17 protein-coding genes are annotated in these 20,797 nt (G+C 66.2%); 16 read left to right on the forward strand and 1 reads right to left on the reverse strand.

Annotated elements, in window-relative coordinates; genetic code table 11:
• Position 1: 1 nt before the first annotated feature.
• The 12 genes from BMY30_RS03210 (at position 2) to lpxC (ending at position 14,521) form a co-directional block, all read left to right on the forward strand.
• Positions 2 to 1,522, forward strand: coding sequence for a UDP-N-acetylmuramoyl-L-alanyl-D-glutamate--2,6-diaminopimelate ligase (locus BMY30_RS03210; RefSeq protein ID WP_089710545.1), 1,521 nt, complete (start codon positions 2 to 4; stop codon positions 1,520 to 1,522).
• On the forward strand, positions 1,519 to 2,898 hold the full coding sequence (locus BMY30_RS03215; RefSeq protein ID WP_089710547.1) for a UDP-N-acetylmuramoyl-tripeptide--D-alanyl-D-alanine ligase: 1,380 nt from the start codon (positions 1,519 to 1,521) through the stop codon (positions 2,896 to 2,898). The genes BMY30_RS03210 and BMY30_RS03215 overlap by 4 nt, the downstream gene beginning before the upstream one ends.
• Positions 2,899 to 2,907: 9 nt before the next feature.
• Positions 2,908 to 3,990, forward strand: coding sequence for a phospho-N-acetylmuramoyl-pentapeptide-transferase (gene mraY / locus BMY30_RS03220; protein WP_089710549.1), 1,083 nt, complete (start codon positions 2,908 to 2,910; stop codon positions 3,988 to 3,990).
• A 37-nt stretch (positions 3,991 to 4,027) separates the two neighbouring features.
• Positions 4,028 to 5,404: a UDP-N-acetylmuramoyl-L-alanine--D-glutamate ligase gene (murD, locus tag BMY30_RS03225; RefSeq protein ID WP_089710552.1), complete on the forward strand. Its 1,377-nt coding sequence runs from the start codon at positions 4,028 to 4,030 to the stop codon at positions 5,402 to 5,404.
• On the forward strand, positions 5,401 to 6,609 hold the full coding sequence (gene ftsW / locus BMY30_RS03230; RefSeq protein ID WP_089710555.1) for a putative lipid II flippase FtsW: 1,209 nt from the start codon (positions 5,401 to 5,403) through the stop codon (positions 6,607 to 6,609). The genes murD and ftsW overlap by 4 nt, the downstream gene beginning before the upstream one ends.
• Positions 6,606 to 7,691 (forward strand): undecaprenyldiphospho-muramoylpentapeptide beta-N-acetylglucosaminyltransferase, encoded by a 1,086-nt coding sequence (gene murG / locus BMY30_RS03235; RefSeq protein ID WP_089710557.1) that lies wholly within the window; start codon positions 6,606 to 6,608, stop codon positions 7,689 to 7,691. The genes ftsW and murG overlap by 4 nt, the downstream gene beginning before the upstream one ends.
• A gap of 61 nt (positions 7,692 to 7,752) precedes the next feature.
• Positions 7,753 to 9,165: a UDP-N-acetylmuramate--L-alanine ligase gene (gene murC, locus BMY30_RS03240; protein ID WP_089710773.1), complete on the forward strand. Its 1,413-nt coding sequence runs from the start codon at positions 7,753 to 7,755 to the stop codon at positions 9,163 to 9,165.
• A complete protein-coding gene (locus BMY30_RS03245) occupies positions 9,162 to 10,079 on the forward strand; it encodes a D-alanine--D-alanine ligase (protein WP_089710559.1) in 918 nt (305 codons plus the stop codon). Before murC ends, BMY30_RS03245 begins: the two co-directional genes overlap by 4 nt.
• Positions 10,080 to 10,082: 3 nt before the next feature.
• Positions 10,083 to 10,808, forward strand: coding sequence for a cell division protein FtsQ/DivIB (locus BMY30_RS03250; protein ID WP_089710561.1), 726 nt, complete (start codon positions 10,083 to 10,085; stop codon positions 10,806 to 10,808).
• Between the two features lie 194 nt (positions 10,809 to 11,002).
• A complete protein-coding gene (ftsA, locus tag BMY30_RS03255) occupies positions 11,003 to 12,292 on the forward strand; it encodes a cell division protein FtsA (RefSeq protein WP_089710563.1) in 1,290 nt (429 codons plus the stop codon).
• A gap of 34 nt (positions 12,293 to 12,326) precedes the next feature.
• Entirely contained in the window at positions 12,327 to 13,499 is a 1,173-nt protein-coding gene (ftsZ, locus tag BMY30_RS03260; RefSeq protein ID WP_089710564.1) for a cell division protein FtsZ, read from the forward strand.
• A 110-nt stretch (positions 13,500 to 13,609) separates the two neighbouring features.
• Complete coding sequence (lpxC, locus tag BMY30_RS03265) at positions 13,610 to 14,521, forward strand: UDP-3-O-acyl-N-acetylglucosamine deacetylase (RefSeq protein WP_089710566.1); 912 nt, start codon at positions 13,610 to 13,612, stop codon at positions 14,519 to 14,521.
• A gap of 172 nt (positions 14,522 to 14,693) precedes the next feature.
• On the opposite strand, the gene BMY30_RS03270 is transcribed toward lpxC, so the two are convergent.
• Positions 14,694 to 15,119 (reverse strand): DUF721 domain-containing protein, encoded by a 426-nt coding sequence (locus tag BMY30_RS03270; RefSeq protein WP_244516107.1) that lies wholly within the window; start codon positions 15,117 to 15,119, stop codon positions 14,694 to 14,696.
• 142 nt (positions 15,120 to 15,261) lie between these two features.
• Between BMY30_RS03270 and BMY30_RS03275 the strand changes: the two genes are divergently transcribed.
• The 4 genes from BMY30_RS03275 (at position 15,262) to BMY30_RS03290 (ending at position 20,716) form a co-directional block, all read left to right on the forward strand.
• Positions 15,262 to 15,621 carry a hypothetical protein gene (locus BMY30_RS03275; protein WP_089710571.1) on the forward strand — a complete coding sequence of 120 codons (360 nt, stop codon included), beginning with the start codon at positions 15,262 to 15,264 and terminating at the stop codon, positions 15,619 to 15,621.
• 69 nt (positions 15,622 to 15,690) lie between these two features.
• Positions 15,691 to 18,426, forward strand: a complete 2,736-nt coding sequence (gene secA, locus BMY30_RS03280) for a preprotein translocase subunit SecA (RefSeq protein WP_089710573.1) — start codon at positions 15,691 to 15,693, stop codon at positions 18,424 to 18,426.
• Positions 18,427 to 18,454: 28 nt separating this feature from the next.
• On the forward strand, positions 18,455 to 19,684 hold the full coding sequence (gene argJ, locus BMY30_RS03285; RefSeq protein ID WP_089710575.1) for a bifunctional glutamate N-acetyltransferase/amino-acid acetyltransferase ArgJ: 1,230 nt from the start codon (positions 18,455 to 18,457) through the stop codon (positions 19,682 to 19,684).
• Between the two features lie 84 nt (positions 19,685 to 19,768).
• Complete coding sequence (locus BMY30_RS03290; RefSeq protein WP_089710577.1) at positions 19,769 to 20,716, forward strand: Nudix family hydrolase; 948 nt, start codon at positions 19,769 to 19,771, stop codon at positions 20,714 to 20,716.
• Positions 20,717 to 20,797: the final 81 nt, after the last annotated feature.

Here is a 20,797-nt window from a genome sequence, read left to right on the forward strand (position 1 = left end):
GATGCAGCTGACCGCCGAGCGACTCGAGGCAGGCCTGTGCGGGCTCTGGCCCGACTGTCGCCGTGCTCTGGCGGACATTCTCCTGCCGGACATAGTCCGGCTGGTGCTCGACAGCCGCCGACTGGCCGCAGGAGACGTCTTCGTGGCAGTACCGGGGGTGGCGGCCGATGGTCGCGACTTCATTCCGGCGGCGCTCGCGGCCGGGGCCTCGCTGGTGCTGGCCCACGACGATGGTGCGCCGGGGCTCGACGATCCCCGTGTACTCTGGCTGACGGGGCTGCGCGAGGCCCAGGGCGAACTGGGCCAGGTGCTGTTCGCCGTGCCCCGTGATCTGGTACTGGTTGGAGTTACCGGCACCAACGGCAAGAGTTCGGTGACCCACTACCTGGCCGAGCTGAGCAACGCCCTCGGGATAGACACCGGACTCATCGGCACCCTGGGGCATGGCCGGCCGGGACGCCTGGCGGCCGGCCAGCTGACGACGCCGGGTCCCCTGGCCCTTCAGGCTGCACTGGGTGAGCTGGCGGCCGACGGTGTGCGCCGCGTGGCCATGGAGGTCTCTTCCCATGCCTTGGAACAGGGCCGCCTCGATGGCTGTTGCGTGCATGCCGCGGTGTTCACCAATCTCAGCCGTGACCATCTGGACTACCACGACAGCATGGCGGCCTATGCCGCCGCCAAGGCACGGCTGTTCCGTCGGCATGAACTCGAGCTCGCCGTGGTCAACGGTGACGACCCGCTGGCACGACTGATGCTCGCCGGCCTGCACTCCCATGTGCGGGTGCTGGGTGTGGGCCAGGATGAGTCCGTGACCCTGCGCGTCATCGACTGGATACCCCATGACGAGGGTCAGCGGGCGCTCATCGCCACCCCGGAAGGGGAGCGGGTTCTCGAACTCGGCCTGATGGGACGCTTCAACCTGGATAACGTGCTGCTGGCAATGGCCACGCTGTATGGTCTGGGTCACTCTCTCGAGACGCTCTTCACCGCGGCGGCCGACTTGGCCCCTGTGCCCGGGCGCATGCAATGCCTCACGGGGCAGGGCCGCCCTACGGTGGTCATCGACTATGCCCATACCCCGGATGCCCTCGACAATGCCTTGTCGGCACTGAGGGCCCACCTGCCGGGCGACGGCCGGCTGTGGTGCCTGTTCGGTTGCGGCGGCGACCGTGACACCGGCAAGCGTCCGCTGATGGCCGCCGCTGCACGGCAACAAGCCGATCGGCTGGTGATCACAGACGACAACCCGCGCGGCGAGGATCCGGCGGTGATCCGTGCCCAGATTCTGGAGGGGCTGGGTGACGCCGAGCGCACCGAGGTCCTCGAGTTGGCCGGGCGTCGAGAGGCGATTGCCCGGGTGCTGGCCGAGGCCGCTTCCGATGACGTGGTGCTGATCGCCGGCAAGGGCCACGAGGAGTATCAGGAGGTGGCCGGCGTTCGCCATCCCTTCTCGGACCTTGCCGAGGCCGAGCGTGGCCTGGCGGCCCATTCCCGGCAATATCAAGGGGACGGTCCACGATGAGTGCCGCTGGCCTGCAGAGCCTGGGCGAGGTCGCCGCTGCCCTGGGGCTTCCCGCGCCGGCCGAGGACTTGCCTGTCGGGGCGATCGTCACCGATACCCGGCGGCTCACCCGCGGGGCGTTGTTCGTGGCGCTCAAGGGCGAGCGTTTCGACGCCCATGATTTTCTCGACCAGGCGCGCGAGGCCGGGGCCGTGGCGGCCGTGGTCGAGAGAAAAGTGGAACGAGCAGTGGATGACCCACTCCTCCAACTGCTCGTGGCCGACACCCGGCTGGCACTGGGGCTGCTGGCGCGTGCCCGGCGGCGAGCCTGGGGTGGCCCGTTGGTCGCCGTGACCGGCAACAGCGGCAAGACCACGGTCAAGCAGATGCTGGCGACCCTGCTGGAGCGGTGCGGGACGACGCTGGCCACTCAGGGCAACCTGAACAACGACATCGGCGCACCGCTGACCCTGCTGGCGCTGGAGCCTGGTCATCGCCAGGCGGTGGTGGAACTGGGTGCCAACCATCTCGGCGAGATCGCCTGGACCACGGCCCTCGCCGAACCCCGGGTGGCGGTGATCACCAACGTTACCGGGGCCCACGTGGGCGAATTCGGTGGCATGGGGCAGATCGCCCAGGCCAAGGGGGAGATCCTGGCCGACTTGCCGGCCGACGGCGTGGCGGTGCTCAACCGCGACGATGCCTTCTTCGCCACCTGGGCGAGCCTGGCGGCGCCCCATGAAGTGCTGGACTTCGGCCTGGACCCGCGTGCGCGCCTGCGTGCCGAGGCGCTGGCCTGTGACGCCCTCGGGCGCTATGCTTTCACGCTTGTCCGGGATGGCCGCGAGATAGGGCGTGTCCGCCTGGCCCTGCTGGGGCGCCACAACGTGGCCAATGCCCTGGCGGCCTCGGCCGCGGCCCTGGCCATGGGGCTGGAGGAGGGCGAGGTGCTGGCTGGGCTCGAGGCGGTGGCGCCGATGCCGGGCCGGATGAACATCGTGGAGGGCCTCAACGCCTCGCGACTGCTGGACGATACCTATAATGCCAACCCCGGCGCGGTGAAGGCAGCGCTCGATGTTCTGGTGACGCTGCCAGGGCCGCACTGGTGCCTGCTGGGTGCCATGGGAGAACTGGGGAGCGATTCCGATCGGCTGCATGCCGAACTCGGGCACTACGCGCGGGAACGGGGAATCGATTTCCTGGGTACCCTCGGTGAACCGGCGACGCCGGCCAGCCAGGCCTTCGGCGAAGGCGGGGTCCATTTCGACGATCGGGAGGCGCTGATGCGCCACGTCCTCCACCATCTACCGTCCGGGGCCAGTTTACTGGTCAAGGGCTCGCGCAGCGCCGGCATGGAACGAGTCGTGGCGGCCCTGCGCGCGGATGCATCAAGGTGAACGCGATACATGCTGCTCTTTCTGGCTGACGTCCTGGCGCAATTCCAGAGCGCCTTCAATGTCTTCAATTATCTGACCCTGCGCATGATCCTGGGGACCCTGACCGCCCTGGTGCTGTGCCTGTGGCTGGGGCCGGTGATGATTCGCCGCCTGGTGGAACGCCAGATCGGCCAGGCGGTGCGTGACGACGGCCCCCAGTCCCACCTCTCCAAGGCCGGCACCCCGACCATGGGCGGCGCGATGATCCTGATGGCCATCGCTGTGAGCACCCTGCTGTGGGGGGATCTCACCAACCATTACGTCTGGCTGGTGCTGGCGGTGACCCTGGGTTTCGGCGCCATCGGCTGGGTGGACGACTACCGCAAGGTGGTGGAAAAGAATCCCCGGGGCTTGCCGGCGCGCTGGAAGTACTTCTGGCAGTCGCTGATCGGTGTGGCGGCGGCGGTGCTGCTCTACGTCACGGCGGCCTCACCGGTGGAGACCAGCCTGATCGTGCCGCTGTTCAAGGAGTTCGTGCTGCCATTGGGGGTGTTCTACATGGTGCTCACCTACCTGGTGATCGTCGGCAGCTCCAATGCGGTCAACCTTACCGACGGCCTCGATGGCCTGGCGATCATGCCCACGGTGCTGGTGGCCATGGGCCTGGCGGTGTTCGCCTATGTCACCGGTAACACGGTGTTCGCCGACTATCTGCAGATCCCCTTCATCCCGGGCGCGGGTGAGCTCGCGGTGTTCTGTGCCACTATCGCTGGCGCCGGCCTGGGTTTCCTGTGGTTCAATACCTATCCGGCCCAGGTGTTCATGGGTGATGTCGGCGCCCTGGCCTTGGGGGCGGCGCTCGGCGTAGTGGCGGTGATCGTGCGCCAGGAGATCGTGCTGTTCATCATGGGCGGGATCTTCGTCTTGGAGACCGTCTCGGTGATCCTGCAGGTGGGCTCCTACAAGCTCACCGGGCGGCGCATTTTCCGCATGGCACCACTGCACCACCATTACGAGCTCAAGGGCTGGCCGGAGCCACGGGTCATCGTGCGCTTCTGGATCATTACCGTGGTGCTGGTGCTGATCGGCCTGGCCACCCTCAAGGTCCGCTGAACCCTAGAGGCGATTCGCCATCCGCAAGGAGCAGTACATGGTCAAGGTGCCGAAGGGAGCGACGCTGGTGGTCGGGCTCGGGGCCTCCGGGCGGGCCATCTGTCGTCACCTCGAGCAGCGTGATGTGCCTTTCATGGTCGCCGATACACGCGCGATGCCGCCGGGGGTGACAGACGTGCGGGCCGCCCACCCGGGAATAGAGATCCACTGCGGGCCGCTTGCCGAGCTGGAGCTCTCCGAAGTGGAGGAGGTGGTGCTCAGCCCCGGCGTTGACCCTTACACGCCGGGCCTGGAGGGACTCACCGAGCGTAGCCGCGAGGCGACAGGTGAGCCGGTGCTGGTGGGGGAGATCGCCCTCTTCGTTCGCGAGGCCCGGGCGCCCATTGCCGCCATCACCGGCTCCAATGCCAAGTCTACCGTGACCACCCTGGTGGGCGAGATGGCCCGCGAGGCCGGGGTTCGGGTCGCCGTGGGAGGCAACCTGGGGACCCCGGCACTCGACCTTCTCGAGGCGACACCCGACGCCGAACTCTTCGTGCTGGAACTCTCGAGCTTCCAACTCGAGACCACCCCCCGGCTGGGGGCCGAAACGGCTGCTTTCCTCAATCTCTCCGAGGACCATCTGGACCGCCATGGCGACATGGCGGGCTACCGGGCCGCCAAGCGGGGCATCTTCCGCGGCGCCCGCCATGCCGTGGTTAATGCCGACGACCCCATGACCTGGCCGGAGGGGCCGCTGCCAGCCCTGGACCGCTTCACCATCCGGGCGCCCGCGGGCAGTGACTGGGGTATCGCGCGGCGCGCCGGCCGCGACTGGCTGATGCACGGTGGCGAGCCGCTGATGCTGGCCGACGAAGTGCGCCTGCCGGGGCGCCACAACCAGGCTAACGCCCTGGCAGCGATGGCCATGGGCCATCGCCTGGGCCTTCCGCTCCCGGCCATGCTAGAGGTGCTGCGGCGCTTTCCCGGGCTACCCCATCGCGGCGAGCTGGTGGCGGAGGTCGCGGGAGTGCGCTGGATCAACGACTCCAAGGGCACCAATGTCGGCGCTACCCTGGCTGCCATCGAGGGGCTCGGGCCGACACTCGAAGGACGCCTGATCCTGTTGGCCGGCGGGGTGGGCAAGGGTGCCGATTTCCAGCCCCTGGCACCCCCCCTGGCGCGCCATGGCCGCGAGGCGATCCTCTTCGGCCGGGACGCCGGGCGCCTCGAGGATGCGCTGGCGGGCCATCTTCCGCTTGCACGGGTACCGGACCTGGCCGCAGCCATCGTCCGTGCGGCCGAGATCGCTGAGCCGGGGGACTGCGTGCTGCTATCGCCGGCCTGTGCCAGCCTCGACCAGTTCAGCGACTATCAGGCGCGTGGCGAGGCCTTTTGTCGGGCAGTCCGCCGCCTGTCAGGGGAGGTGGCATGAGACGACTGTCTCGTCTGCGCCAGCGGCTGAGTACCGCCGATCACGCCTTTGATGGCTGGCTGGTGCTGGCATCTTTCGCGCTGTTGCTGATCGGCTGGGTGATGGTGACCTCGGCTTCCAGCGAGGTGGCCTCGAGCCTCACCGGCAATGCCTGGTATTTCAGCCTCCGGCACGGCGCCTTCCTGCTGGTGGCGGTCGCCATCGGGACACTGGCCCTGTGGGTGCCGCTGGCCTGGTGGAAGGCCAATGGCCCGCTGTTGCTGTTGGTGGGGCTGGTACTGCTGCTGCTGGTGCTATTGGTAGGGCGCGAGGTCAACGGCAGCCGTCGCTGGCTCTCCGTGCCGGGCCTGCCCTTCAACCTGCAGGCGTCAGAGGTCGCCAAGTTCTGTCTGATCGTCTACCTGGCGGGCTACCTGGAGCGCTTCCTGCCCCAGGTGCGACGCCACTGGGGAGCCTTCCTGCGCCCCCTCGTGGTGATGGCGGTGATCGCCGGGCTGCTGATCCTCGAGCCCGACTATGGCGCCGTGGTGGTGATGACCGGTGCGGTGATGGGCATGCTGCTGATGGCGGGTGCCCCTTGGGGGCGCTTCCTGGTGCTGCTGGTGGTAGTGGGTGCCCTCGGGGTCCTAGCCGCCGTGGCCGAACCCTACCGGATGGCGCGCCTGACCAGTTTCGCCGATCCCTGGGCCGACCAGTTCGCCAGCGGCTACCAGCTCACCCAGGCGCTGATCGCCTTCGGACGCGGACACTGGCTAGGCATGGGGCTGGGCAACAGCGTGCAGAAACTGTTCTACCTGCCGGAGGCCCACACAGACTTCGTCTTCGCGGTGTTGGCCGAGGAACTCGGCCTGCTGGGCGCCATCGCCGTGGTCGGGCTTTTCGCCCTGCTGATCTGGCGGGCCATGGCGGTGGGGCGACGGGCCGAACTGGCCGGCATGGCCTTCGCCGCCTATCTCGGCTATGGCTTCGCCCTGATCATCGGCGCCCAGGCCTTCATCAACATCGCCGTGAGCACCGGCATGTTGCCCACCAAGGGACTGACCCTGCCGTTGCTCAGCTACGGCGGCTCGAGCCTGGTGGTCAGCTGCCTGATGGTGGCGCTATTGCTGCGCGCCGACATCGAGACTCGCCTGGCCCAGCGCCGGGTCGGGCCCACGGCTGCCCGGGCGCCATCGCCCGGCGGCACACAAGGACGCGCAACATGAGTCGAGACGAGGAATGTCGCGTACTGATCATGGCCGGCGGTACCGGTGGGCACGTCATTCCGGCCCTGTCGCTGGCCCGTGGCCTGCAGGCGCAGGGGGTGGAGGTAGCCTGGCTGGGCAGCCCGCGCGGGATCGAGAACCGCCTGGTCCCCGAGGCCGGCATTTCGCTGCACCGTATCGCGGTGAGCGGGCTGCGGGGCAACGGTCTGGCCGGCTGGCTGCTTGCCCCCTTCAACCTGGCTCGGGCGGTATGGCAGGCGGGGCGGGTCATCCGCGACGTCGACCCCCAGCTCGTGGTGGGGCTAGGTGGCTTCGCCAGCGGTCCTGGCGGCCTGGCGGCGTGGCTGGTCCGCCGCCCCCTGGTCATCCACGAGCAGAACGCCGTCGCCGGCCTGACCAACCGCGCCCTGTCGCACCTGGCACGGCGTGTCTTTGCCGCCTTTCCCCAGGCCTTTCCCGGCCGCGCCGAGGTGGTCGGCAACCCGGTGCGGGCCGAGATCGCCCGGCTCGGTGACGCCCCTAAGGGTGTCGACGAGATGGCAGGCCGACGCCTGCGGCTGCTGGTGGTGGGCGGCTCCCTGGGGGCCCAGGCCCTCAACCAGCGGCTGCCCGAAGCACTCGCCCTGCTGTCCGAGTCGCAGCGTCCCGAGGTACGCCACCAGGCCGGTCGCGACAAGGATGCGGCGACTCACGAGACCTACCTAGAGCAGGGCGTCGAGGCCGAGGTCACGGCCTTTATCGACGACATGGCCGGTGCCTACGCCTGGGCTGACCTGGTAGTGTGCCGTGCCGGTGCCCTGACCGTGGCGGAGCTGGCCGCTGCGGCCAAGCCAGCACTCTTCGTGCCTTTTCCCCACGCGGTAGACGATCACCAGACGGCCAACGCTCAGGCTTTGGTCGACGAGCAGGCGGCACGGCTGATGCCCCAGCAGGAGATGAGCGCGGCGACACTGGCCGAGTGCCTGGCGTCGTTGCTGGACCCCGACACTCTCGCCACCATGGCGGCACGGGCGCGTGGCTGTGCCCATCTCGACGCCGTCGAGCGCCTGGTGGCCGGTTGCATGGAGACAGGCTTTGAGTGACGAGACCCTCGGACCGGTTCCCGGTCAGGTCACGCCCACGCACCCCGGACGGGGACTGGGCATGCGACGAATCCGGCGTATCCATTTCGTCGGTATCGGCGGCGCCGGCATGTGTGGCATTGCCGAGGTGCTAGCCAACCAGGGCTATACGGTCAGTGGAAGCGATTTGAAGGCCTCGCCGGTGGTGACGCGCCTGCGCGAGTGCGGCATTCGCGTGGCCATCGGCCATGCTGCGGAGCATGCCGCGGACGCGGATGTCGTGGTGGTCTCCACCGCGGTGGACGAGACGAACCCCGAGATCCGCTGGGCTCATGAGCATCGCGTGCCGGTGGTACGCCGTGCCGAGATGCTCGCCGAACTGATGCGCTTCCGCCATGGCATCGCTGTGGCCGGTACCCACGGCAAGACCACCACCACCAGCCTCACCGCGACTCTGCTGGGCGAAGGCGGGATGGATCCTACCTTCGTGATCGGCGGACGGCTGACCAGTGCCGGTGCCAATGCGCGATTGGGAGAGGGCGACGTCCTGGTGGCAGAGGCCGACGAGTCGGATGCCTCCTTCCTGCACCTGCAACCCATGGTGGCCATCGTCACCAACGTCGATGCCGACCACATGGAGACCTACGGTGGCGACTTCGAGCGGCTCAAGGGCACCTTCATCGAGTTCCTGCACAACCTGCCGTTCTACGGCCTGGCGATCCTGTGCATCGACGATGCCCACGTGCGTGGCCTGCTCGATCGCATCAGTCGCCAGTTCGTCACCTACGGCTTCAGCGAGGATGCCGACTATCGCATCGAGGACTTCGTCCAGCTGGCCGGCGAAGTGCACTTCACCGCGGCGCGTCCCGAAGGGCTGGCGCCGATCGAGGTGCGCCTGGCCATGCCCGGACGCCACAATGCGCTCAATGCCCTGGCGGCGATCGCCGTGGCCAGCGACGCGGGGGTCGATGACGTCGCCATCCAGCGCGGCCTGTCTAGCTTCGAGGGGGTGGGCCGACGCTTTCAGGTGCATGGCCACTTTCCGGCCCCGCAGGGCGAGGGCGAGGTGATGCTGGTGGACGACTACGGCCACCATCCCCGTGAGGTGTCGATGGTGATCGACGCGGTGCGTGCAGGCTGGCCCGAGCGGCGCCTGGTAATGGTCTACCAGCCGCACCGCTATTCGCGCACCCGGGATCTCTATGAAGATTTTGTGCGGGTGCTGGCCGGGGTCGATGTCCTGCTGCTGCTCGACGTCTACAGCGCCGGAGAGGCGCCGATTCCCGGCGCCGAGGGCCGCAGCCTGGCGGGCTCGATACGCCAGCGCGGCGCGGTAGATCCGATCTTCGTCCAGGACAAGAACGAGCTGCCGGGATTGCTGGCCAGGGTGCTGCGTCCTGACGATATCCTGATCACCCAGGGGGCCGGCGACGTGGGCGGCATAGCCCAGCACTTGGCCGATGCTGCCCTAGCCCTCGATGAGGTGACGCTATGAGGGATGATATCGGTCGGGTGGTGGTGCTCTATGGCGGCCGATCCGCAGAGCGCGAAGTGTCGCTGAAGAGCGGTGCCGCCGTGCTCGCTGCTCTGAAGCGGTCGGGGGTAGAGGCCATCGGCTACGATCCTGCCGACGGTGGGCTGGTGGGCCTGGAAGCCCTGGCTCCAGATCGGGTCTTCATTGCCCTGCACGGCCGGGGTGGCGAGGACGGCACCCTGCAGGGGGCGCTGGAGCTGCTGGGGATTCCCTACACCGGCAGCGGTGTTCTCTCCTCGGCGCTGGGCATGGACAAGCAGCGCACCAAACTGGTCTGGCAGGCGCTGGGCCTGCCGACCCCGGAGAGCGTGATGCTCGGTCCCGAGGCCGATTGGGCAGCGGTGGTCGAGCGCCTCGGTCTGCCGCTGATCGTCAAGCCGGTCCATGAGGGCTCGACCCTCGGCATCAGTATCGTCGACAGTCGCGATGCCCTGGAGGCGGCCTACCGCGATGCCGCTCGCTTCGATGCGCGGGTGATGGCCGAGCGTTTCGTCAAGGGGGAGGAATATACGGTATCGCTGCTTGCGGACGATGTTCTGCCGGCGATCCGTGTCGAGGTGCCTAGTGGCTTCTACGACTATGAGGCCAAGTATCTCTCCAACGACACGCGCTACCACCTGCCGTGTGGCCTGTCTGCCGAGGAGGAGGCCGAGCTCGCCGCGCTCTGCCGGGTGGCCTTCGAGGCTATCGGTGCCGAGGGATGGGGACGGGTCGACGTGATGCGTGACGGCGAGGGGCGCTTCTGGTTGATCGAGGTCAATACCGTGCCGGGGATGACCGACCACAGCCTGGTGCCCCAGTCGGCGGCCCATGCCGGCATCGACTTCGATGCGTTGGTGCTATGCATCCTCGCCACGGCCGAGGAACGTCACTAGCCCATGGCGGCGCGTGGAAGCTTTGTCGGTGTGCTCTTGCTGGCCCTGCTGCTGGGGGCGGGGGGGCGGGCGCTGTGGGTCTGGCTCGACCGGCCCATCGAGCGTGTCTCGGTGAGGGGCGAGCTTCAGCACGTCAGTGCCGACTACCTGCGCAGCGAGCTGGCACCATTGATCCAGGGACAGACCTGGCTCTCTGCCGATTTGTCCAGGCTGCGTGAGAGGGCTCGGGAGGTCGGTTGGCTGGCCGAAGTGCGTATCAGCCGTGAATGGCCCGATGCCCTGACCTTCGACCTGGTCGAACAGGTGCCGGTGGCACGCTGGAATGACGCGCGCCTGCTCAATCCCGAGGGTGAACCCTTCGCCTACAAGCCGGTGTCGCCTCCCGCCGACCTGCCGGATCTAGCCGGCCCGTCCGGCAGCGGGGCCGAAGTGCTGGGCTATCATGCCCGGCTCGCCGCCCAGTTAGCCACCCAGGGAGTCGAGGTACGCCAGCTGCGGCTTGAGCCCCGCGGGGCCTGGCGCTTCCAGCTCGACAGCGGTGTCTGGGTGATGCTCGGTCGCAACGACCGCTCCGCCCGCCTGGGACGCCTGGTTGCCGCCTGGCAGCGAGAGCTGGGCCCTCTGGCATCGCATATTCGTTACATCGACCTGCGATACCCCAATGGTGTTGCTGTGGCATGGCACGGACAGACCGAGCCGGTGGAGAATGAGTCGCCAGCGGACAGCTGAAGGCTTCATGACACAACTCGGTTGCCCAGGCGGCATTTCGGGTATTTCTTTCGTGGCAAATTCGCCGTATCGTGTCGGGTGATTTGGCAATCGGGCTGGTGGAACAAGCCATCTTGTTCCTATAATTGGTCCAGGCCTACTTTTCAGGATTTATCTTCCCCTTCGGGGTCAGGTTCGAGGAGACTTCCCGACTCATGGCAGGTCCATCTAATGTGTCCAATATGGTAGTCGGGCTGGATATCGGAACATCCAAGGTCGTGGCGATCGTGGGGCAGCCCACCGACGATGGCGGGATCGAAATCGCCGGTATCGGCTCACATCCGTCACGCGGCATGAAGAAGGGCGTGGTGATCAACATCGAGTCCACGGTGCAATCCATCCAGCGTGCCGTGGAAGAAGCCGAGCTGATGGCAGGTTGTGACATCCATTCGGTCTATGTGGGCATCGCCGGCAGCCATATCAGTTCAATGAATTCCGACGGCGTGGTGGCTATCAAGGAGCGCGAGGTTGCTTCCTCCGATATCGACCGCGTTATCGATTCTGCTCGGGCTCGGGCCATCTCGGAAGGACAGCGCGTGCTGCACGTCATCCCCCAGGAATTTGCCATCGATACCCAGGGCGGAATCCGGGAGCCGCTGGGCATGTCCGGTGTGCGCCTCGAGGCACGGGTTCACCTCGTCACCGCGGCGCTCAATGCCGTCCAGAATATCGAGAAGTGCGTACGTCGCTGTGGACTCGAAGTGGATGCGATTATCCTCGAGCAATTGGCCTCGAGCCATGCGGTCCTCACCGAGGATGAGCGCGAACTTGGAGTCTGCATGGTGGACATCGGTGGCGGCACCACCGATATCGCGGTGTTTACCGAGGGCGCCATCCGCCATACCTCGGTGATCCCCATCGCTGGTGACCAGGTCACCAACGATATCGCCATGGCGCTGCGCACGCCCACGCAGCATGCCGAGGAGATCAAGGTCAAGTACGCCTGCGCCCTGACTCAGCTGGCCTCCAGCGACGAGATGATCAAGGTGCCCAGCGTGGGTGACCGGCCGGCCCGGGACCTCTCCCGTCAGTCGCTGGCCGAGGTGGTGGAGCCTCGCTACGAGGAGCTCTTCACCCTGGTGCGCGATGAGTTGCGCCGCAGTGGCTACGAGGACCTGGTGGCCGCCGGCGTGGTGCTGACGGGTGGTACGGCGCGCATGGAGGGGGTGGTCGAGCTGGCTGAGGAAATCTTCCACATGCCGGTCCGCATCGCCTGTCCACAGAACGTGCGCGGTCTGGCCGATGTGGTGCGCAATCCGATTTATTCGACGGGTGTCGGTCTGCTGCATTACGCTCTACGGGAAACCCGTCAAGGGCACGGCCGTCAGGGGCCTGGAGGCATCGTTCCGGCGCAACCGAGACGTGACGACATGACCCGGCGTGAGGCAGGCGAAGGGATTCCGGCGCTGGCAAGGATCAAGGGCTGGTTCAAAGGAAATTTCTGACAGGGCCGCGGTCGCGGTCCAGGAGACGGGACTTATGTTCGAACTGGTAGATAGCGCACCCTCAAGCAGTGCGGTCATCAAGGTCATCGGTGTCGGAGGCGGGGGCGGCAATGCCGTCAACCACATGGTCGAGAGCAACATCGAGGGCGTCGAGTTCATCTGCGCCAATACCGATGCCCAGGCTCTCAAACGGGTCGCCACCAAGACCGTGCTCCAGCTCGGCAGCGAGATTACCAAGGGGCTCGGGGCCGGCGCCAACCCTGATGTCGGCCGACAGGCCGCCATGGAGGACCGCGAACGTATCGCGGAACTGCTCGAGGGCGCCGACATGGTCTTCATTACCGCCGGCATGGGTGGCGGTACGGGGACTGGGGGCGCTCCCGTCGTCGCCCAAGTGGCCAAGGAGCTGGGCATCCTCACCGTGGCGGTGGTGACCCGTCCCTTCCCCTTCGAGGGGCCCAAGCGCATGCGCGCTGCCGAGGAGGGCATGAAGGAGCTCTCCGAGCATGTCGATTCCCTGATCACCATCCCCAACGAGAAGCTGCTCTCGGTACTGGGCAAGAGCGCGACCTTGCTCACCGCCTTCAGTGCGGCCAACGACGTGCTGCTGGGGGCCGTGCAGGGTATCGCTGAGCTGATCACCAGCCCCGGCATCATCAACGTCGACTTCGCCGACGTGCGTACCGTGATGTCCGAGATGGGCATGGCAATGATGGGTACCGGCGGAGCCACCGGTGAGAACCGTGCCCGTGAGGCCGCCGAGAAGGCTATCCGCAGCCCGTTGCTCGAGGATATCGATCTACACGGTGCCCGTGGCATCCTGGTCAACATCACGGCCGGCCCGGACCTCTCCATCGGCGAATTCAATGATGTGGGTGCTACCGTCCAGGAGTTCGCCTCCCAGGATGCCACCATCGTGGTCGGTACCTCCATCGACATGGACATGACCGACGAATTGCGCGTCACCGTGGTGGCCGCCGGGCTCGAGGGCAACAAGGCCCAGAAGCCGGCTTCTCGCGAGACTTCACGTCGTGCCGAGGCCAGCAGTTATCGCCAGCGTCCGCAGGCGGCGGTCAGTCGCGGCCAGGCAACGGCTTCCAAGACCGAGGCCGACGAGGCGCAACAGCCGCAGCCGGAGAAACGCAAGTCTCAGGAGCTTGATGATTATCTGGACATTCCGGCCTTTCTGCGTCGGCAGGCCGATTGATCCGCGCTATCACGTGAATAGGGGCGCCGGCTGAGCTTTTTTTGTTGAAACGCCTGTTCGGTGTTATAGTGAACAGTGTTTGATAATCAATGACTGCCTGGCGACCGACCATGATCAGACAACGTACCCTGAAGAACATCATCCGCGCCACCGGCGTCGGCCTGCACTCCGGCAAGAAGGTCTACCTGACGCTTCGACCGGCACCGGTCGATACCGGCATCGTCTTCGTGCGCACCGACCTGGAACCCGAGGTGCAGATTCCGGCGCGCGCTGAGCATGTCACCGATACCACCCTGTGTACGGCGCTCTCTGCTGGCGGGGCCAAGGTCGCCACCGTCGAACACCTGATGTCGGCCTTCGCCGGACTGGGCATCGACAACGCCTATGTCGACGTGAGCGCGCCCGAGGTGCCGATCATGGACGGCAGTGCCGGGCCTTTCGTGTTCCTGATCCAGTCGGCGGGTATCGCCGAGCAGAGCGCACCCAAGAAGTTCATCCGCATCAAGCGCGAGATCGTGGTGCGCGAGGATGACAAGGAAGCGATCTTCCTCCCCCATCAGGGCTTCAAGGTCTCCTTCGCCATCGACTTCGACCATCCGGTCTTCGAGGGCCAGGCCCAGACGGCCATGGTGGACTTCTCCACCACTTCCTTCGTCAAGGAAGTGTCTCGAGCCCGAACCTTCGGCTTCATGCGTGACCTGGAATATCTGCGCGCCAACAATCTGGCGCTGGGCGGGAGCCTCGACAATGCCATCGTGATTGATGATTATCGCATCGTGAATGAAGGCGGGTTGCGCTATGACGACGAGTTCGTCAAGCACAAGGTGCTCGATGCCATCGGCGATCTCTACCAGCTCGGCCATAGCCTGATCGGCGAGTTCCGCGGCGTGAAGTCCGGCCATGCCCTGAACAACCAGCTGTGTCGTGCCCTGCTGGCTCAACCGGAATCCTGGGATCTCGTTACCTTCGAGGGCGCATCCGAGACGGCGCCGATCTCCTATTCCGCGCCGGCCATGGCCTAGCCGGGCTTCGCCCGGCTAGGCTGTGCCGGGAGCTCTAAGCTGGAAGAGCACCGCTTCGCGGCTGGAAGCTTGAAGAAATACATCCCCGCTGGACCTGCCAGCGGGGATGTTTCATAACAGGCTGAAGCTATGCTGCGTTCCAGCTTCCAGCTTCCAGCTTCCAGCTTCCAGCTTACGGCTTACGCTCGGCGTGAGCGGCCAGCCGCTCCAGGGCGCTCTTGAGCCCGGGGTCATCGACATCATCGGCACAGCTGGAGATCTCGTCGGCGGCCGTTTCCGGCAGGTGACGTACCTGGCGCAAGGGAGGGCGGACTGGTCGCACGGGGCGCACCTTGAGGGTAAAGCCGGTCACCGACTCGAAGCCGGGCAGCTGATGCAATAGCTGGAGCAGGCGAGGCTGTTCATAGCGCAGCCGGGTCAGCCACACGGCTCTGTCGGTGATCAGGGCCAGGCGACCCTGGCGATAGCCGCCAACGAAGAGGTGCTCGCGCATCTCCTCGGGCAGTTGGTCTCGCAGGTGCTGCTGGGCGCGCTCGATCAGGGTGGCCATGCGCATCAGCGATCCCAGCTCGCCGCGACCCTCCAGCAGCCGGGACATGGGCTGTGCTCTGAACCGCTTAACCTTTATACTCATCAGCTTGATTCTCGGGGCCGCGCCTCAGACGTTACACGTCGGCAGCCAGCGAAGCGGCGGCCGTTGAACACCCAAAGCCTAGCACGCACGGGAGGCCCTCGACAGCATGCCAGCCGCCATCACCGACAACGGTCCCGGGGATCACGGGAGCCGGAGCAGGCGCCGCGCGACTCGTTGGTGGCTGGCAGGGTTGCTGGTGGGATGCCTGCTGCCGGCCAGCCTGGCTCAGGTCGACTCCCTGCGTCTCGTCGAGCGCACCGCTCAGGTCAGCCTCCTGGTACCGACACTGCTGCGTGTGCGCTCCCGTCTGCATGCCCGTCGTCGTGCCCTGGTACGCTGGGTCCGGCTAGTCGCCGGCCGGGCGCGGATCGAGGCAAGGGCCGTTGTCCGGCCCTTCCTTCAGCCGTGTCACCCGGTTGCCGCACATGATGTCCTGACGCGTCGTGGCCCTCCCTGCCTCCGATGACGAGACCGCTCGGAGAGGTCGCGGACCGCTGTCCGCGACGCGATGCCACAAGCAGCTACTGGACCCTTCATGATCAACAATATGTTACGCAAGGTCGTCGGCTCGAAGAACGACCGTGAAGTCAAGCGCATGAGCCGCCAGGTGGCGGATGTCTCCCGCCTGGAGAACGAGCTGGAGGGCCTCGATGATGTGGCCCTGCAGGCCCGTACCGAGGCGCTGCGCGAGCGCCTCGAGGGCGGCGAGTCCCTCGATGCCTTGCTGCCGGAGGCCTTTGCCACGGTGCGTGAGGCCAGTAAGCGCGTCATGGGCATGCGCCACTTCGATGTGCAGGTCGTCGGTGGTATCACCCTGCACCGCGGGCGTATTGCCGAGATGAAGACCGGCGAGGGCAAGACGCTGGTAGCGACCCTGGCGGTCTACCTCAATGCCCTACCGGGCAAGGGTGTGCACGTGGTCACGGTCAACGACTACCTGGCGCGCCGTGATGCGGAGTGGATGCGTCCGCTCTATGAATTCCTGGGCCTCTCGGTGGGCGTGATCTTCGCCGGACAGTCGACGGAAGAAAAGCGTCACGCCTACGCCTGCGACATCACCTACGGCACCAACAACGAGTTCGGTTTCGACTACCTCCGCGACAACATGGCCTTCTCGCTGGAGGAAAAGGTCCAGCGCGCGCTCCACTTCGCCATTGTCGATGAGGTCGACTCCATCCTGATCGACGAGGCACGGACCCCGTTGATCATCTCCGGGGCGGTTGACGAGAACACCGAGCTCTACAAGGTCGTCGATCGCCTGGCGCTGAACCTCACGGCGTGCAGCGATGAGGAGGACCCGGAGAGCGGCGACTTCATCCTCGACGAGAAGCAGAAGCAGGTGGAGGTCACCGAACTTGGCCACCGCAGGATCGAGGAACTGATGCGTGGCGAGGGGCTGCTGGGCGAGGAAGATTCCCTCTACGCCGCCCAGAACCTCAATCTGCTGCAGCACATGCACTCGGCACTGCGCGCTCGTCATCTCTATCACCGCGACGTGGACTACATCGTCAGCGATGGCCAGGTGGTAATCGTCGACGAGCATACCGGCCGCAGCATGCCGGGGCGTCGCTGGTCGGAAGGCCTGCACCAGGCCGTGGAGGCCAAGGAAGGCGTGCCGGTTCAGCGCGAGAGTCAGACGCTCGCCTCGACCACCTTCCAGAACTATTTCCGCCTCTACGACAAGCTCTCCGGCATGACCGGCACCGCCGATACCGAGGCCTTCGAGTTCCGCCAGATCTATGGCCTCGATGTGGTGGTGATTCCTACCAATCGCCCACTGATCCGTGAGGACCTCAACGATCTGGTCTACCTCACCGCCGAGGAGAAATTCGAAGCGATCATCGAGGACGTCAAGGCCCAGACCGAGTCCGGGCGCCCGGTGCTGGTGGGTACCGCGTCCATCGAGACCAGCGAGTACCTGGCCGACCTGATGAAGCGTGCTGGCATCCCGTTCAATGTGCTCAACGCCAAGCAGCACCAGAGCGAAGCGCAGATCATCGCCCAGGCCGGTCGCCCCGGAGCCGTGACCATCGCCACCAACATGGCTGGTCGCGGCACCGATATCGTGCTGGGTGGCAACTGGGAGGCCGAGGTCGCCAAGCTGGAGAATCCTTCCGAGGCCCAGGTCGAGCAACTCAAGGCCGAGTGGCAGGCCCGCCACGAGGCGGTACTCGAGGCCGGTGGCCTGCACGTGATCGGTTCCGAGCGCCACGAGTCGCGGCGGATCGACAACCAGTTGCGCGGTCGCGCCGGTCGCCAGGGGGATCCGGGTTCGACTCGCTTCTTCCTCTCGCTGGAAGACAACCTGATGCGCCTGTTCGGCTCCGACCGGGTGCAGCGCATGATGAAGGCCCTGGGGCTGGAGCGCGGCGAGGCGATCGAGCACAAGATGGTCTCCAATGCCGTGGAACGCGCCCAGAAGAAGGTCGAGGGCCGCAACTTCGACATTCGCAAGCAACTGCTCGAGTACGATGACGTGGCCAACGACCAGCGTCGGGTCATCTATGAGCAGCGCAACCAGATATTGGCTGCCGAGGATGTCTCGGACAGCGTCATGGGCATTCGAGAGGAGGTGCTGGACCTCGCCATCAGCGAGTTCGTGCCGCCGCAGAGTCTCCCCGAACAGTGGGACCTGGCCGGCCTTCAGGATCACCTGAAGAGCGAGTTCAACCTCGATGCACCGGTGGTCGAATGGGCCAAGCAGGATGAGCGTTTCCATGAGGAGCAGCTGCGCGAACGGCTGCAGGAAATGCATCGCGAGGCTTACCAGGCCAAGGTGGCGGAGGCCGGCGAGGAGCTGATGCGTCGTTTCGAGAAGCAGGTGATGCTGCAGGTGCTCGATACCCGCTGGAAGGAGCACCTGCAGTCCATGGATCACCTGCGTCGCGGGATACACCTGCGCGGCTATGCCCAGAAGAACCCCAAGCAGGAGTACAAGCGCGAGGCCTTCGAGCTCTTCCAGAACCTACTGACCAACATCAAGGCCGACGTCACCCGCATCCTCAGCCACGTCCAGGTGCGTCGCCCCGAAGAGGTCGAGGCCCTGGAGCGCCAGCGTCGCGAAGAGCTGGAACGCGAGAAAGCCAGCGCGACGAGTCGCCATGATGCGCCGTCGATGAAAGCCGACGAGCAGGACGATGCCCCTGCCGCTCCAGCCCCGGGGGCTGACGGTCGCCCTCTGCGCCGGGAGGGTCCCAAGGTCGGCCGTAATGATCCCTGCCCCTGCGGGTCGGGAAAGAAGTACAAGCAGTGTTGCGGCAAGCTGAACTGAGGCGGAAGGCGGGATAGGAGACGAAACGATGGCAGTCGGCGAGACGCGTTTTCCGGCGATGCCGGTGATCGAGGGGGTGCGACTGGGCACCGCCATGGCCGGAATCAAGAAGCCAGATCGTCGCGATCTGGTGGTAATCGAGATCCTCGAGGGGGCCAGGGTGTCCGGCGTCTTCACGCGCAATGCCTTCTGTGCGGCGCCGGTGACGGTGGCTCGTGAGCACCTCGCCGCCTGCGCGGCGCGAGGGGTGGGATCGCGTTACCTGGTGATCAACACCGGCAATGCCAATGCCGGTACCGGCGAGACGGGCCTGCGGGACGCTCGTGCCAGCTGTGCCGAACTGGCACGGCTGACCGGTGTGGGCGAGCAGAGCGTGCTGCCGTTTTCCACCGGGGTGATCGGTGAGCCGCTGCCCATCGAGCGCCTGCTGGCGGGCTTGCCTACGGCCCTGCAGACGCTCGGCGATGGCGCCACTGCCTGGCGAGAGGCTGGCGAGGGCATCCTGACCACCGACACTCGGGCCAAGGGTGCCAGCGTGACCCTGGCGCTGGGCAACGAGACGGTGACCATCAACGGTATCGCCAAGGGCTCGGGGATGATTCGTCCCGACATGGCCACCATGCTGGCCTTCGTGGCAACGGATGCGTCCCTGGAGTCGGCGTTGTTGGACCAGCTGCTGCGCGAGGCGGTTGAGCGCTCCTTCAATTGCATCACCGTCGATAGCGATACCTCGACCAACGATGCCTGCATGCTGATCAGTACCGGCCATGGCGCAGTAGTGGCCGACGAAGCGGACCTGAACGTTTTTCGCAACGGCCTGCAGCGGGTAATGACCGAACTGGCCCAGGCGATTATCCGCGATGGCGAAGGCGCGACCAAGTTCGTCACCCTTCAGGTCGACGAGGCGCGGAGCCGCCGAGAGGCGCTGGATGTGGCCTTCACCGTGGCCCACTCACCGCTGGTAAAGACGGCCCTCTATGCCAGCGATGCCAATTGGGGGCGGATCCTGGCTGCAGTGGGGCGTGCCCCCGTCGAGGCATTCGACGTGGATCGGGTCACCATCGATCTGGGCGAGGTGCGCCTGGTCGAACACGGCGGGCGCGCCCCGGGGTATACCGAGAAGGCCGGCAGTGCGGTGATGGCCCGCGAGGAGATTGTCATTCGTATCGCCCTGGGGCGCGGCGAGCATAATGCGACGGTGTGGACCTCGGACCTGTCCCATGACTACGTGACCATCAATGCCGACTATCGCAGCTGACCGGCGAGGACGGTCGGCAGCCAGACAGCAACCCTGCGCGGCGTCAAGGCCGCGTGGACCAGCGGGTAGGAGTCAATGAACGCAATGGTGAAGAGAAGGGTGCATGTGGCGGCCGCCGCCATCATCAGTGCCGATGGCCGCGAGGTGCTCCTCGCCCGTCGTCCCTCTAACGTCGATCACGGCGGGCTCTGGGAGTTCCCCGGCGGCAAGCTGGCACCCTACGAGACAGGCCTGGAGGCGCTTAAGCGCGAGCTCCACGAGGAGCTCGGCGTCGAGATTCGGCGAGCGCAGCCGCTGATCCGCATCCACCACGAATATTCCGACAAGCATATTCTGCTCGATGTGTGGCAGGTGCACGATTTTGCCGGCGAGCCGTTCGGTCGCGAAGGGCAGGCGGTGCGCTGGGTGCCCATGGCCGAGCTGGCGAACTATCCTTTCCCGGCGGCGAACCTGCCGATCCTGCGTGCGGTCATGTTGCCCACCGAATACCTGATCACCGGCGAGGAGGCTGATGAGGGGAGGTTCATGGAGCGTCTGGCCCGTGCCCTCGACGAGGACGGGGTGCGTCTGGTCCAGCTGCGTGCCAAGTCGCTGGACGAGGCCGACTACCTGAAGCGCGCCGAGCAGGCGCTGCCGCTGTGTCATGAGCGGGGTGCCCGCCTGATGCTCAATGGCGAGCCGTCGCTGCTGGAGGTCGTGGCGGCTGATGGCATCCATCTGACCAGCGACCGGCTGATGAGCCTGGAGCGGCGTGCACTGCCCGAAGGCAAGTGGCTCTCCGCCTCGACCCATGATTATCTGCAGCTGGATCATGCGCGTCGCATCGGCTGCGACTTCGTGACCCTCTCGCCGCTGCGCACCACGCCCTCCCACCCGGAGGTTGCGCCGATCGGCTGGCATGACTTCCAGCAGCTGGTGGAGCGTGCCGGCATGCCGGTCTTCGCCCTGGGCGGCATGACGCGATTCGATGCGCATCATGCCCGGGCCGTAGGCGCCCAGGGGATCGCCTCGATCCGCGATTTCTGGAAATAGCGACAAGCGCCGGGCTACAAGCAACCCCCAGGCAATAGCCTAGGGGTTTACTTCTGCTTGGGAGCATCACTCACTGTTGGC

It is taken from the genome of Halomonas daqiaonensis, assembly GCF_900109725.1.
Classification (GTDB): Bacteria; Pseudomonadota; Gammaproteobacteria; order Pseudomonadales; family Halomonadaceae; genus Halomonas; species Halomonas daqiaonensis.

Excerpts from the sequence above, each read along its gene's own strand:
- mraY (WP_089710549.1), top strand. The coding sequence starts at position 2,908 with ATGCTGCTCTTTCTGGCTGACGTCCTGGCGCAATTCCAGAGCGCCTTC.
- ftsW (WP_089710555.1), top strand. The coding sequence starts at position 5,401 with ATGAGACGACTGTCTCGTCTGCGCCAGCGGCTGAGTACCGCCGATCAC.
- BMY30_RS03245 (WP_089710559.1), top strand. The coding sequence starts at position 9,162 with ATGAGGGATGATATCGGTCGGGTGGTGGTGCTCTATGGCGGCCGATCC.
- BMY30_RS03210 (WP_089710545.1), top strand. The coding sequence starts at position 2 with ATGCAGCTGACCGCCGAGCGACTCGAGGCAGGCCTGTGCGGGCTCTGG.
- BMY30_RS03290 (WP_089710577.1), top strand. The coding sequence starts at position 19,769 with ATGGTGAAGAGAAGGGTGCATGTGGCGGCCGCCGCCATCATCAGTGCC.
- lpxC (WP_089710566.1), top strand. The coding sequence starts at position 13,610 with ATGATCAGACAACGTACCCTGAAGAACATCATCCGCGCCACCGGCGTC.
- BMY30_RS03250 (WP_089710561.1), top strand. The coding sequence starts at position 10,083 with ATGGCGGCGCGTGGAAGCTTTGTCGGTGTGCTCTTGCTGGCCCTGCTG.
- secA (WP_089710573.1), top strand. The coding sequence starts at position 15,691 with ATGATCAACAATATGTTACGCAAGGTCGTCGGCTCGAAGAACGACCGT.
- BMY30_RS03275 (WP_089710571.1), top strand. The coding sequence starts at position 15,262 with ATGCCAGCCGCCATCACCGACAACGGTCCCGGGGATCACGGGAGCCGG.
- ftsZ (WP_089710564.1), top strand. The coding sequence starts at position 12,327 with ATGTTCGAACTGGTAGATAGCGCACCCTCAAGCAGTGCGGTCATCAAG.
- murG (WP_089710557.1), top strand. The coding sequence starts at position 6,606 with ATGAGTCGAGACGAGGAATGTCGCGTACTGATCATGGCCGGCGGTACC.
- murD (WP_089710552.1), top strand. The coding sequence starts at position 4,028 with ATGGTCAAGGTGCCGAAGGGAGCGACGCTGGTGGTCGGGCTCGGGGCC.
- ftsA (WP_089710563.1), top strand. The coding sequence starts at position 11,003 with ATGGCAGGTCCATCTAATGTGTCCAATATGGTAGTCGGGCTGGATATC.
- BMY30_RS03215 (WP_089710547.1), top strand. The coding sequence starts at position 1,519 with ATGAGTGCCGCTGGCCTGCAGAGCCTGGGCGAGGTCGCCGCTGCCCTG.
- argJ (WP_089710575.1), top strand. The coding sequence starts at position 18,455 with ATGGCAGTCGGCGAGACGCGTTTTCCGGCGATGCCGGTGATCGAGGGG.
- BMY30_RS03270 (WP_244516107.1), bottom strand. The coding sequence starts at position 15,119 with ATGTCCCGGCTGCTGGAGGGTCGCGGCGAGCTGGGATCGCTGATGCGC.
- murC (WP_089710773.1), top strand. The coding sequence starts at position 7,753 with ATGCGACGAATCCGGCGTATCCATTTCGTCGGTATCGGCGGCGCCGGC.